The organism is Nonomuraea sp. NPDC052634, from assembly GCF_040678535.1.
GTDB classification, from domain to species: domain Bacteria; phylum Actinomycetota; class Actinomycetes; order Streptosporangiales; family Streptosporangiaceae; genus Nonomuraea; species Nonomuraea fastidiosa.
Genome location: NZ_JBFATY010000002.1, coordinates 426,726 through 437,827, shown reverse-complemented (window position 1 = coordinate 437,827; position 11,102 = coordinate 426,726). Strand labels below are relative to the sequence as shown.

Here is an 11,102-nt window from a genome sequence, read left to right as displayed (position 1 = left end):
GATCGAGTCGACGATCTCAAGACAGGGGCTGCCCGCGCACGGGCGGACACCCCTGGGTGTCCATCACGGTAGCGCGCAGTCAGAAACTTTGTCCAGCACAGATGTTCAGCGCTGGCGGTGTGAGGATCAGAGCGGTGTGAGGATCAGAGCTGGTGAGCCGCCGCCACCAGGCCCTCGGCCGTGGGCGTGTCCGTGACGAGCTGGTTGAAGTAGCCGCCCCGCGCGCCGGCCACGATCGAGAGCACCTTCTCGGCGCCCACCGCGACCGCGATCGAGCACGGGATGCGCCGCAACTGCTCCTGCTTGGCGGCGACCAGCCGCTCGCCGCCCGGGTACGTCACCGGCTCGCCGTCGCGGTCGTAGATCCGCATGCACACGTCGCCCACCGCCTGGCGCAGGCTCTCGGCGTCGCGCGGCATGAGCGAGGGCACCGTCTGCCGCATCAGCGGCGGGGAACCGACGCCCACCAGCGCGCACTTGGCCCGCTCCCACAGGTCCATCACCCGGCGCACCGACGGCTCGTGCTGCAGCGAGTAGAACAGCTCGGGTCCGGGCAGCGCCGGCGCATAGAGGTAGGCGGGCACGCCGCCGACGCGTTCTGCCAGGATGCGGGTGGTCTCGTTGGTCTGGAACCAGGGCTGCGGCTCCTCCTGGCCGCCCACCGCCGGGGCGATGGTGACGCCGGGGTAGCGGCCGAGGTCCTCGCGGGCGCACTCGTAGACCGTGGTGCCGGAGGAGACCAGCACGACGTCGCCCGACTCCAGCCCGGCCCCGGCCAGCGCGCGGGCCACGCCGGGGGCCAGCCAGGGGCCGAGCGCCGGGCCGCTGACCTTCGGCACCAGGTGGACGCGGTCGAGGCCGAGCAGCTCGGCCACCTCGGCGGCCAGCGGGCCGTCGCCGAGCGAGGCCGGGCGGTGCACCCTGATCTCGACGATGCCCTGCCTGCGCGCCTCGGTGAGCAGCCGGCTCACGGTGGCCCTGCTGACGCCGAGCCGCTTGGCGATGTCGCCCTGGGTGGCGTCCTCCAGGTAATACTGCTGGGCCGCGGTGTACATCAGCTCCTGGGGAAACCTGGCCTGCGCCTCGGGTGCGACGTCGGCGGCATTCATGCGCGCGCTCCTGAATGGACTGTGAACAGATTTTCAGAACTGATGCGCAACCCACTATAGCCACGTGCCCTTCGCACGTGCCGGAGGAAAGGTCAGCCCCCGATCAGGGCGTCGCCGAGCGGGGTGCGCGCGTACACGACGCTGCGGCCGGTGCGGGTGCCGGCGATCAGGCCCGCGCCGCGCAGCGCCGCCACGTGCTCGCCGGCCGTGCCCACGCTCTGCCCGAGCAGCGCGGCGAGCTGCGTGGTCGTCGCCGGCTCCGCCAGCTCGGCGAGGATGCGGGCCCGGCTGCGGCCGATCAGCGCCGCCAGCCTCGCGGGTGCGGGCCGCGCCTGCCCGTACGCGGCGATGCCCCTGGCCGGGTAGACCAGCGCGTACGGCCAATCCTCCTCCAGGTACGCGCCCACGCTGTCCATGAACGCCGACGGCAGGAACAGCAGCCCCCTGCCGCCCAGCCGCCGCTCCTGCCCGTGCATGCTGCGCAGCTTCACCTCGATCCGCCCGCCGCGCCAGCGCACCTGCGGGCTCAGGTCGTCGAGCGCCGCCTGCCAGCCGTACGCCGCCAGCCGCCCCGCCCGGTAGGCCACGTCCCGCTGCAGCACCGCGCGCAGCCGCGGCCAGTCGTGGACCAGGATCTCCGTCCACAGCGCCTCGTACGCCCGCGCGACCAGCGTCACCACGTCGGGGCCCAGCAGCAGCTCCCGCACCCAGCCCGGCACCGGGGGCCGCTCGGCCAGCACCTGCTCGATCTCCGCGTGCGCCCGTGACACCGGCGTGGCCCGCACGGCGGCGATCTCCGCCTCGAACGGCACGTCCACGGCCGTCGGCGGCGGCGCGACGAAGTCGACGTTCGAGCCCGGGTTGCCGGTGATCGCCATGGCGGCCCGCAGCGCCGGCAGCTCTTCCTCAAGCCGCCGGTACGTCTCGCGCCACCGCGCCGCCCACGGCTCGTGCGCGCCCGCCCGGTAGCGGCCCGCCAGCACCCATTGGGCGTGCATGGTCTCGATCAGCGGCGAGATGGCGAACCTGCTGGCCATCACGTCCTGCGGCACCACCTCGATCGTCACCACCTTTCGGTTATATCCGAAAAAGTCGCCCCACCTCCGGGGCGGGCCCGAGCATCGGGAACCGTGAAAAGCGCGACGTTCGGCGAGGTCTTCGCCGTCAAGGAGTTCCGCGTCCTGTTCGGCAGCTTCGCCCTGATGATCGGCGGCGATGTGATCAGGATGCTGGCGCTGTCCGTGCTCGTCTACGCGCGGACCGGCTCCGCAGGGCTGTCGGCGGCGGCGTACATGGCCGGGTGGCTGCCGTACATCGCAGGCGGGCTGCTTCTGATCTCGCTGGCCGACCGGCTGCCGCCGCGGGCGCTGATGATCGCGGGGGAGCTGGTCAGGGCCGTCACCTGCCTGCTGCTCGCCTACGCCGGGCTGCCGGTGTGGGCGATGCTGGCGCTGGTGCTGGCCACGGGGCTGTTCTCGCCCGTCTTCTTCGCGGCGCGGGCGGCGATGCTGCCCGAGGTGCTGCCCGGCGACGCGTTCGTGCTCGGGCGCTCGCTGCTCAACATGGCGTCGGCGAGCGCACAGGTCGCCGGGCTGGCGGCGGGCGGAGCGGTCCTCGCCGTCGTCGGTCCCTCAGGGGCGCTCGCGATCACCGCCGTGCTGTCGGCGGTGGCGGCCGTGGTGCTGCGGCTCGGGCTGCCGTACACCGCGGCGCGGGGGAACGGCGGGCCCGGCGCGATACGCCAGACGCTGCGGGTCAACCGGCGGCTCATCGCCGACGGGCGCGTACGCGGGCTGCTGCTCGCCATGTGGCTGCCATGCGTGTGCCTGGCGGGGGCCGAGGCCATGGTGGTGCCGTACCTCGGCGGGCAGGGGCAGGCCGGGATGGTGCTCGCGGCGGCGGCCGTCGGCATGGCGGCGGGGGAGTTCGCCGTGGGGCGCTTCGCGGCGCCCGCGCTGCGCGAGCGGTTGTCGTTCCCGCTGGCGCTGCTGCTCGGCGTGCCGTGGACGGCCTTCGCGCTCGGGCCCGGCATCGGGTGGGCGGCGGTGCTCGCGGCGCTCGGCGCCGCGGGGCTGTCGTACCAGCTCGGGCTGCAGCGGCGGTTCGTGGACGCGGTGCCCGAGGAGGTGCGCGGGCAGGCGTTCGGGCTGCAGTCGGCCGGGCTGATGACGGGGCAGGCGGCCGGCGCGGCGCTGATCGGCGCGCTCGGCGAGGTGATCGCGCCGGGGTACGCCATGGCCGCGTCCGGGCTGGCCGGGGTGGTGGTCGCGGTGGCGCTGGCGGGCGTGCTGCGCTCACCGGCCGTCCGCGTCCCCGCCTGAGCCCGCGGTCCCCGCCCGCACACGCGTCCTTGTGTGAACGCGCCCGGTCCGTCGCGTCGGGGGACGCGCGTCGGGAGCCGGCCAGGGGCGGCTCGCCCTCAGAAGCCGGTCGGGGGCAGCTCGCCCGAGCCGCGCACGATGAGGCGTACCGGCAGCTCCACGTGCTCCGAACGGCCGGTGTCGCCGCCCAGGCGGCGGAAGAGCAGCTCGGCCGAGACCCGCCCCATCCACGCCGGATCCTGCGCCACCACCGTCACCCCCGGGTCGAGCAGGTCGGCCAGCTCGAAGTCGTCGAACCCGACCAGCGCGATCCGCCGCCTCTCCAGCGCCCGCAGCGTCGTCACGGTGTAGCGGCCGTTGCCGGTGAACAGCGCCGTCGGCGGGTCGTCGAGGGCGAGCATCCGCTCCAGGTCCGTACGGATCGCCTCCAGCGACGGCGGCCGCATGGCCACCAGCCGCTCGTCGTACAGGCCGCCCAGCTCGTCCCGGTAGCCGCGCCGCCGCTCGGCTGCGGTGAAGATGGCCGGGTCGTCGCCGAGGAAGGCGATCCTGCGGTGCCCGTGCGCCATCAGATGGCGTACCGCCAGCCGCGCACCGCCCGCGTTGTCGGCCAGCACGGTGTCCACGTCGAGCCCCGCGCCCGGCGGCCGGTCGGCGAAGACCACCGGCGTCCCCGCCTCCAGCTCGGGCCGCAGATAGGTGTGGTCGTCACCGGCCGGCACCACGATCAGCCCGTCCACGCGCCGCGCGCAGAACGTCTCGACCAGCTCCCGCTCCCTGCCGGGCTCCTCGCCGGACGAGCCGCTCAGCAGCAGGCAGCCGTGCTCGATCACGACGTCCTCGACCGCCCGGCTCAGCCCCGAGTAGAACGGGTCGGCCACGTCCTCGATGACCAGCCCGATCGTGGCGGTCCTGCCTCTGCGCAGCACGCGCGCGCTCTCGTTGCGGCTGTAGCCGAGCCGCTCGATGGCCGCGCGCACGCGCTCGGCGGTGGCCGGGTGGACGCCGGGCTCGCCGTTCACGACGCGCGAGACGGTCTTGAGCGCGACGCCGGCCGCCGAGGCGACGTCCTTCATCGTCGGTCTCACGCCTGGATCATTTCCTACTCGGGAGGGGCGGACAACGTTGTCAAGCGGTTGTGCCAGAGTGGTCGTCTATGTCGTTGAGATCCGCCGTGCTCGTGGCCGGGTTCGCCCTGGCCGCGCTCAACCTCCGCCCGGCCATCGCGGGCGTCTCCCCGCTGCTCGACGAGATCATGGGCGACGTGGGCCTGAGCCCCGCGGGCGGCGGCGCGATCACCACCGTCATGGTCGTCTGCCTGGGCGTGTTCGGGCCGGTCACGCCGCTGCTCGCGCGCCGCATCGGGCTCGACCGCACGCTGCTCGCCGGCCTGCTCGTCATCGCCGCGGGCGTCGCCGTACGCGGGCTCGACGGCGCGCCGCTGCTCTACATCGGCTCCGCCCTGGCCGCCACCGCCATCGCGGTCATGAACGTCTCCATGCCCGGCGTCGTCAAGCAGCACTTCCCCACCCGCGTCAACCTCATGACCGGCGTCTACGTCTCGGCCGTGGTCGCCGGTGCCGCGCTCGCCTCCGCGCTGGTGGTCCCCGTCGAGCACGCCACCGGCGCCGGCTGGCGCGGCGTCACGGCGCTGCTCGCCGTGCCCGCGCTGCTCGCGGCACTGCTCTGGCTGCCGCAGGCGTTGCGCGGCAGGCCGCAGGTGGGCTCCGACGGCCCGCGCCCGTTCGGCGCCGTGCTGCGCAGCCGCGTCACCTGGTACGTCACCGCGCTGATGGGGCTGCAATCGCTCACCTTCTACGTCATGCTGGCCTGGCTCCCCACCATCTTCCTGGAAGCGGGGCTGCCCGCCGACCAGGCCGGCTACCTGCTCAGCCTGACCAACGCGGTGCAGGTCGGCACCTCGCTCGCGGTGCCCGTGCTGGCCGGGCGGCGCGCCTCGCAGGTGCCGTACGTGGTGGGCGCGTGCGTGCTGACCGTGCTCGGCTACCTCGGCATGCTGCTCGCCCCCACGACGCTGCCGTGGGTGTGGATGATCGTGCTGGGCATCGGCCAGGGCGCCTCGTTCGCGCTGGCGCTGCTGATCATCGCGCTGCGTCCCGCCGACCCTGCGGCCGTGACCGCGCTGTCCGCGGTCGCCCAGTCCGTCGGCTACGTCGTCGCGGCGCTCGGCCCGATGCTGTTCGGCTACCTCAGGGAGATCTCCGGCGGCTGGACGGTGCCGCTTTCGGCCGGACTCGGCGTACTGGTGGTGCAGCTCGTGGCCGGATGGCTGGCCGGTCGCCCTGCTACGTTGGAGGGAGCCCGACGATGATCGAAGGGGAGTCCCGCGTGCTGACCGACACGCTCCGGCGGCTGGCGGACGAGCGCGGCGGGGTGCTCGGAGTGGTGCCCGGCCTCGTCATCGACCCTGACGGCTCCTGGACCCCGGTCACCGAGCTGGTGCGGGAGCCGTACACGCTGCTGACCGAGCTGGTGGACGAGACGGCCGCGCGCTGGAACGCCCCGAGGCACGTCGGCGCGGCGCTGTTCTGGAAGACCTACGGCTATTGGCACGCGCTGCCGCTGGCGCTCGGGTGGGCGCTCGGCGGGCGGGTGCCGATCATGCCGTTCGACGCCACGTACTTCCAGGTCTCGCCCGCCGGGGTGACGCTGGCCGCCTCCCGCGTGCGCTGGGACACCGGCGTCGGCGCCATCCGCGAAGCGCTGGAGGAGTCGCAGCGCCCGCTGGTCGAGGCGATCAACGCGCTGACCAAGGTGGGCGAGCGCACGCTGTGGGGCTCCACGGCGGAGGCGTTCGCCCACCCGCTGACCACGATCGTGCCCGGCGACTACATGGAGCTGCTGCGCTTGATCGGGCCGCCGCTCGACGGGCTGATCGAGCCCGCCGGCGACGGCTACTTCCGCAGGACCTGCTGCCTGTGGATCACCCTGCCGGACGTGGAGCCCTGCGGAAGCTGCTGCGTGCTCAGGCCCGCCGCGCGGGCGCGTGCGGCCTCAGGCGACTGACCCGACCGGCTGCGCCTCGGGCACGGCCTCCTGCCCGGTGATCGGCTCCGGGACCGGCTCGTCGATGGGACGCAGCTCGTCGGCGTAGCTCACCGAGACGCGGCGCATGACGCCCGTGCCGTCGATGGAGTACTGGCCGAGCCGCCACAGCGGCGGCGAGTACGCGTGGATGGACACGCTCTGGTCCACTGCGCCCGTCAGCCGGTGGATGTGGTCGGGACCGAACGAGAACGACTGACCCTCCGTCACCACCGTCTCCAGGTGCTCGCCGCCGATGCGCGGGTTGCACTCGCGCAGCGCGCCCTGCACCACGCGCACCGCCCCCGAGGAGATGTCGTGGTCGTGCCAGCCCGTGTCGTCCTCCGGACGCCAGCACAGCAGCCAGACGTCCACGTACGCGTCGCGGTAGAGGGAGGCGTAGTGCCGCCCGCCCTCGGCGGGGAAGTCCACCTGGTCGCGCCACTCCTCCGGATGGGCGGCCAGCTCGTCCACCAGGTCGCGCAGCTCGCGCCGGTCGAGAGTGCGCTCGGGGAGCCTGGAGCAGGTGCCCCCGTCCTGGATCTGGTCAGTGCTCACGTACGAGTCTCCTTTCTGTTCAGCAGACGACGGGGGTTGACCACCCGGATGGCGTGGCCTGCGGCCGCGCCGAGCCCGGGATCGGGTGCGGTGGCGTAGGGGGCGTCGGATCCGTTGACCACGACGTCGATGCCGAGCTCGCGGACGATCGCGTCGATCGCGCGCGGGCCGTAGGAGGAGGTCTCCACGAAGAAGTCGCGGTCCACCAGGCCGCGCCCGCCGCCGCCCCTGGTGATGAGGCGTTCGGAGTGCAGCGGCGCGAGGCCGGCGAGCAGCGCGAAGCAGACCCGCAGCCGGGGATGCCTGGGCCGGACGACGGCGTGGAAGTAGTGCCATGCCTGGTGCATCTGCTGGACGTACGGCACCAGCGCGGGCCACCAGGGCGGCGTGCCCGGGGTCAGCGCGGCCGGCCCCGGATGCACGAACAGCGGCAGGTTCCTGCCGGTCAGGACTTCGAGGATCCGGTCGTCGGGGACGGCCGTGGCGGGGATCTGCAGGCCCGCGAAGCCGCGGTCGAGATCCTTGGCCAGGCGCTCGGGGTCGATGTCGCTGTGGCAGGTGGCCGCCCACGCGCCGTACGGCTCGCCCAGCGCGAGCGCGCCGTCGTGGTAGGCGTCGATCAGCGGCCAGGCGTCCTCGGGCGGCAGGAACTCGATGCCGAGCGGGCTCGACAGCGACACCAGCGCGAGCTCCAGGCCGGTCGTGTCGCGCCCTTCGTGATCGGCGGGGTTCACCTCGTACGGCGGCTCGCCGTCGAGGATCAGCGTCCAGCCGTCGAGGTACGGCGGGCGGGTTCTGGTGCGCAGCGCATCGACGAATCCGGGCGTCCACAAGTGCTGGTGCACGTCGATCGTCATGCCGTCACTCCCTCCTTCCCCGCCATTTCCTACTCACAATACATGTAAACCGGTCTGCCTGCGCAAGGGTCAGAGTGAACCGTTTCAGTGATACGGTTCAGTGAAACGCTTCACGAAGGTCATGTCAACGGGCGTTTCTTACGTAAAAGCGACAAGCTCTCACGGGAAAGCGGCTCTCGCCGGTCCCACGCAATAGGCTGGCTGAATGCCTCGGAAGAGAGCCACGATCCGTGAGGTGGCGCGGGCCACGGGCCTGTCGCCGGCGGCCGTCTCCTACGCACTGCGCGGCCTTCAGGTGTCGGAGGAGACCATGGAGCGGGTCCGCGCCGCCGCCGCCGAGCTCGGCTACGAGGCCGACCCCATCGCCAGGGCACTCGCCAGCGGCCGCACCGGCATGATCGGCCTGCTGTGCGGCTCGCTCGAAGACCTGTGGCAGCAGTCGCTCGCCGTCGGCATCAGCAGGGGCCTGCGGGAGAAGGACCGCTACGCCCTCATCCTCGACGCGGTCGGCGACCCGGCCCGCGAGCGCGCCCTGGCCCAGCAGCTCCGCGACCAGCGCGTCGACGGCATGATCGTGCAGCCCATCGATCCCGCCGCCGCGTTCTGGCCCGAGCTGTGCGAGTCGGTGCCGGTGGTCGCGATCGGCGACTCCATCACCGGTACGGCCGGTGAGGTCGTCTTCGACAACCGGCGCGGCGTCACGCTCGCCCTGGAGCACCTCCACGCGCTCGGCCACCGCCGCATCGCCGTGCTCACGCCCACCCGGCCGAGCACCCCCGACCGGCCCGCCGACGTCCACGTCTCGGCCGAGGCCGAGCGCCTGCGGCTCGACATCGAGCTGACCACCGCGCCCCACGACCTGGCCGGCGCCACCGCGACCGCCCTGCGGGTGCTGTCGGGCGAGCAGCCGAGCGCGGTGTTCTGCTTCAGCGACTCGATCGCGTACGGCGTCTACGCGGCGGCGGCCGAGCTGGGCCTGTCGATCCCCGGCGACGTGTCCGTCATGGGCTACGACGACCATCCGATGTCGGGGCTGCTCAGCCCGGGGCTCACCACGGTCGACTGGGACATCGACGGCATCGTCAGGGCCGCCGTGCGGCTCATCGCGGCGGCGGCGGACGGCGGGGCGCGCAGGCGGCGGGTCGTGCAGAAGCCGACGCTGCGCGAACGCGGCTCGGTGGCCCGCCGCTCCGGGGCCTGACGGAGCTACGCGCGGGGCGGTCATGTCGCCGGGGCGGCCCGGCGCGGCTTGGCGGGGTTCGCGCGGTGGTCAGCCCGGCGTGGTTGCGGTGGGGCTGGTGCGGTGGTCAGGCTGGCGTGGTTGCGGTGGGGCTGGTGCGGGGTGGTCGCCGGGAGCGGCTTCAGTTCGGGAGGGCGCGGGTGAGGGCCTGGCGCGACTCCTCAAGGTCGGCCGTGAGCGGGCGGTCGGGCGCGGGGGCGTCGAGCGCGCGGGCCGCCGCCGTACGCTCGCAGGCCAGCACGATCTCCAGCGGCTCCAGGCAGCGCAGCGTGTGGCGGGCCGCCTGGGTGGCGAAGCCGGCGTGGTCCTCCGCGCCCCGCGAGACCACCGCCGTGCCCGTGGTCACCGGCGCGGCGAGGTGGCGCAGCTCGGCGACCGCGTCCTGGGCGACGTATTCCAGGATCAGCATGCCGGACGCGCCGGGACGGTCGGCGAGGAAGGGCAGGCGGCCGGTGTAGGCCGGGTCCATGAGCGTGGCCAGGCGGGCGGCGCTGAGCTGCGCGGTCTGCACGAGCGCGGGCCGCAGCGCGTCCAGCGCCAGCGCCACGGGCGCCGAGTGGAAGTTGCCGTTGTGCCAGGCCAGGTCTTCGGCGAAGAGCGGGTTCTCGGCCGAGGCGTTGAGGTCGGTCTCGATCGCGGTGACCGCGCGGTCGAGCGCGTCCACGGCCGCGCCGTGCACCTGGGCGAAGGCGCGGAAGCCGTACGGGTCCTGAACGCGGGTGCTGGGCTCGTGCGCCACCAGGCCGCGCAGCGCCGCCGCCACCGCCGCCTGGCCGGGGTGCGGGCGCGCCTCGTGCACGACGGCGGCCAGCGGCTCGGCGGAGGCGTCCACGGCGGCGAACGACATGGCGGCCACCTCGATCGCGGCCTCCATGAGCCGGCGCAGCCGGTGCACCGCGATGGCGGCGTCGGCCAGCGTGGCCGCGCCCGAACTGATGAACGGCAGCGCGTCGCTGGAGGCGAGCGGGAAGCGCGGCTCGGGCGCCGCCACTCCTGGCTCGCGGTTCCAGGGCAGCTCGCCGAGCAGGCAGAGCGCCGTCGTGGACAGCGCGGTCAGATCGCCGGTGCCGATCGCCCCGTACGTGCGCAGCGGCGGCGTGAAACCGTGGTTGATCGCGTACGCGAGCGCCTCGCACACGCCCGGCTCGATGCCCGAGCCGCCCGCGAGGAGCTGGTTGAGCCGGACCACGAGCATCGCCCTGGCCCTGGCGGGTTCGACGGGCGGGCCCGCACCGCACGCGTGGCTGCGCAGCAGGTCGAGGCCGCCGCCCTCCAGGAGCACGTCCCGGTTCGCGCCGACTCCCGTGCTCCTGCCGTACACCGGGCGGCCGGTCAGCTCCTGGGCGGTGGCCCACGCGGCCCGGGCCCGATCGAGGGAGGCGATCGAGACCCGGGCCCCTTCACAGGCGGCCTCGTGCACTCGCGCGCACGTCAGGCCGGAACCGTCGAGCTCCATGGATGGTGCGTGTCTAGTCGCCGTCGGGGACGAACGCGCTGAGCAGCCAGCTCACCACGCTGATGATGATCGCGCCCCAGAAGGCGGCCGGGTAGAAGTTGTCCACATGGAAGGGGATGCCGAGCTCGCCCGCTATCCAACTCGTCAGCAGCAGCATCGCCGCGTTGATGACGAGCAGGAACAGGCCCAGCGTGAGCACGATGATGGCGCAGCCGAGCGCTTTCACGATCGGCTTGACGATGGCGTTGACGACACCGAAGATCAACGCCACGAGCACCAGGACACCCCAGTACTTGGCCGAGTTCGCGGGGGCGTCGACCTCAATGCCGTCGAGCAACTGGATGGCCACCCACAGCGCGACTGCCGCTGCGAGCGTTCTGATGATGAATCTCACGCTGGTTGATCCTCCCACTTGAGCTCAGTGGTCGATAGGGGCGCCGTCAGAACGATGCCCGCCGATCACTCTGCGTAGTCTCCGGTTATCGACGGACATCGGGGGGAAGAGGCGTGCAGGGG

11 protein-coding genes are annotated in these 11,102 nt (G+C 73.3%); 4 read left to right on the top strand and 7 right to left on the bottom strand.

Going from position 1 to position 11,102, the window contains the following annotated elements:
• Window positions 1-143: 143 nt before the first annotated feature.
• Both AB0K67_RS14650 and AB0K67_RS14645 read right to left on the bottom strand, forming a co-directional pair.
• Window positions 144-1,109: a sugar-binding domain-containing protein gene (locus AB0K67_RS14650; protein ID WP_364058758.1), complete on the bottom strand. Its 966-nt coding sequence runs from the start codon at window positions 1,107-1,109 to the stop codon at window positions 144-146.
• A gap of 92 nt (window positions 1,110-1,201) precedes the next feature.
• On the bottom strand, window positions 1,202-2,179 hold the full coding sequence (locus AB0K67_RS14645; RefSeq protein ID WP_364058755.1) for a DUF5937 family protein: 978 nt from the start codon (window positions 2,177-2,179) through the stop codon (window positions 1,202-1,204).
• Window positions 2,180-2,239: 60 nt separating this feature from the next.
• Here AB0K67_RS14645 and AB0K67_RS14640 point away from each other — a divergent pair, with 60 nt between their 5' ends.
• Window positions 2,240-3,430, top strand: a complete 1,191-nt coding sequence (locus AB0K67_RS14640) for an MFS transporter (RefSeq protein ID WP_364058752.1) — start codon at window positions 2,240-2,242, stop codon at window positions 3,428-3,430.
• 98 nt (window positions 3,431-3,528) lie between these two features.
• Here the strand turns inward: AB0K67_RS14640 and AB0K67_RS14635 are convergent, their stop codons facing one another.
• Window positions 3,529-4,506: a LacI family DNA-binding transcriptional regulator gene (locus AB0K67_RS14635; RefSeq protein WP_364059564.1), complete on the bottom strand. Its 978-nt coding sequence runs from the start codon at window positions 4,504-4,506 to the stop codon at window positions 3,529-3,531.
• A gap of 80 nt (window positions 4,507-4,586) precedes the next feature.
• On the opposite strand from AB0K67_RS14635, the gene AB0K67_RS14630 reads away from it, so the two are divergent.
• On the top strand, window positions 4,587-5,762 hold the full coding sequence (locus tag AB0K67_RS14630; protein ID WP_364058749.1) for an MFS transporter: 1,176 nt from the start codon (window positions 4,587-4,589) through the stop codon (window positions 5,760-5,762).
• Window positions 5,759-6,457: a (2Fe-2S)-binding protein gene (locus AB0K67_RS14625; protein WP_364058746.1), complete on the top strand. Its 699-nt coding sequence runs from the start codon at window positions 5,759-5,761 to the stop codon at window positions 6,455-6,457. The genes AB0K67_RS14630 and AB0K67_RS14625 overlap by 4 nt, the downstream gene beginning before the upstream one ends.
• Here the strand turns inward: AB0K67_RS14625 and AB0K67_RS14620 are convergent.
• Both AB0K67_RS14620 and AB0K67_RS14615 read right to left on the bottom strand, forming a co-directional pair.
• Window positions 6,446-7,033 (bottom strand): cysteine dioxygenase family protein, encoded by a 588-nt coding sequence (locus AB0K67_RS14620; RefSeq protein ID WP_364058743.1) that lies wholly within the window; start codon window positions 7,031-7,033, stop codon window positions 6,446-6,448. The two genes, AB0K67_RS14625 and AB0K67_RS14620, sit on opposite strands and share 12 nt — an antisense overlap.
• Window positions 7,030-7,890, bottom strand: coding sequence for an amidohydrolase (locus AB0K67_RS14615; RefSeq protein ID WP_364058740.1), 861 nt, complete (start codon window positions 7,888-7,890; stop codon window positions 7,030-7,032). Before AB0K67_RS14615 ends, AB0K67_RS14620 begins: the two co-directional genes overlap by 4 nt.
• Window positions 7,891-8,095: 205 nt before the next feature.
• Between AB0K67_RS14615 and AB0K67_RS14610 the strand changes: the two genes are divergently transcribed.
• Window positions 8,096-9,091: a LacI family DNA-binding transcriptional regulator gene (locus AB0K67_RS14610; RefSeq protein WP_364058737.1), complete on the top strand. Its 996-nt coding sequence runs from the start codon at window positions 8,096-8,098 to the stop codon at window positions 9,089-9,091.
• 160 nt (window positions 9,092-9,251) lie between these two features.
• Here AB0K67_RS14610 and AB0K67_RS14605 read toward each other — a convergent pair whose 3' ends face one another.
• On the bottom strand, window positions 9,252-10,586 hold the full coding sequence (locus AB0K67_RS14605; RefSeq protein ID WP_364058734.1) for an aromatic amino acid ammonia-lyase: 1,335 nt from the start codon (window positions 10,584-10,586) through the stop codon (window positions 9,252-9,254).
• A 13-nt stretch (window positions 10,587-10,599) separates the two neighbouring features.
• Window positions 10,600-10,980 carry a phage holin family protein gene (locus AB0K67_RS14600; RefSeq protein WP_364058731.1) on the bottom strand — a complete coding sequence of 127 codons (381 nt, stop codon included), beginning with the start codon at window positions 10,978-10,980 and terminating at the stop codon, window positions 10,600-10,602.
• Window positions 10,981-11,102 lie beyond the last annotated feature (122 nt).

What these genes read in the sequence shown, in the direction of transcription:
- AB0K67_RS14625 (WP_364058746.1), top strand. Translation starts at nt 5,759, where the DNA reads ATGATCGAAGGGGAGTCCCGCGTGCTGACCGACACGCTCCGGCGGCTG.
- AB0K67_RS14610 (WP_364058737.1), top strand. Translation starts at nt 8,096, where the DNA reads ATGCCTCGGAAGAGAGCCACGATCCGTGAGGTGGCGCGGGCCACGGGC.
- AB0K67_RS14650 (WP_364058758.1), bottom strand. Translation starts at nt 1,109, where the DNA reads ATGAATGCCGCCGACGTCGCACCCGAGGCGCAGGCCAGGTTTCCCCAG.
- AB0K67_RS14630 (WP_364058749.1), top strand. Translation starts at nt 4,587, where the DNA reads ATGTCGTTGAGATCCGCCGTGCTCGTGGCCGGGTTCGCCCTGGCCGCG.
- AB0K67_RS14605 (WP_364058734.1), bottom strand. Translation starts at nt 10,586, where the DNA reads ATGGAGCTCGACGGTTCCGGCCTGACGTGCGCGCGAGTGCACGAGGCC.
- AB0K67_RS14615 (WP_364058740.1), bottom strand. Translation starts at nt 7,890, where the DNA reads ATGACGATCGACGTGCACCAGCACTTGTGGACGCCCGGATTCGTCGAT.
- AB0K67_RS14635 (WP_364059564.1), bottom strand. Translation starts at nt 4,506, where the DNA reads ATGAAGGACGTCGCCTCGGCGGCCGGCGTCGCGCTCAAGACCGTCTCG.